2 protein-coding genes are annotated in these 615 nt (G+C 67.8%); one reads left to right on the top strand and one right to left on the bottom strand.

The genetic code is table 11. The features are described from left to right. Positions 1-183 (bottom strand): DUF3000 family protein (locus AC1DUE_RS20045; protein WP_477041166.1); only part of this gene is annotated, 183 nt, incomplete at its 3' end. Positions 184-341: 158 nt separating this feature from the next. Here AC1DUE_RS20045 and AC1DUE_RS20040 point away from each other — a divergent pair. Further along, a partial coding sequence (locus AC1DUE_RS20040) for a uroporphyrinogen decarboxylase family protein (protein ID WP_477041167.1) occupies positions 342-615 on the top strand: 274 nt, incomplete at its 3' end.

Raw genomic sequence — 615 nt, 5'->3', positions numbered from 1 at the left:
CGCGTACGGAGCGAGACGCTGAGGCGGCCGAGTCGGCTCCACTTCCAGCTCGGGGCGGAGCCGCGCCGAGCGCAATGCTTCCACCGCCGACCGGAACGCGGGCGGGACGGAACTGCCCTCCGCACTGTCCTTGCTGTCAGCGCCATCGGATTGTTCGGAAAATTGTCCCTGGGCCGGAGCCATGCGGGGAAGAGTAGGCGGAACCGGAGCCTCGTGCAGGGAGGGACACCCTGCGCGGACCCGGCTCCTTACCGCTTCGTGCGAAGATTCTGTGCGTGAGTGCCAACGATCGCCCCTCGGGCCAGCAGACGAAGACCTCCGCCACCCATGAGTCGGCGTTCCTGAAGGCATGCCGCCGTGAGCCGGTGCCGCACACGCCGGTCTGGTTCATGCGTCAGGCAGGGCGGTCGCTGCCCGAGTACCTCAAGGTGCGCGAGGGCATCGCCATGCTCGACTCCTGCATGATGCCGGAGCTGGTCACCGAGATCACGCTGCAGCCCGTCCGCCGCCACAAGGTCGACGCGGCGATCTACTTCAGCGACATCGTCGTCCCGCTCAAGGCCATCGGGATCGACCTCGACATCAAGCCCGGTGTCGGGCCGGTCATCGCCGACC

The organism is Cellulomonas sp. P4_A2, from assembly GCF_056402515.1.
This window is presented reverse-complemented; position numbering and strand designations above follow the sequence as displayed.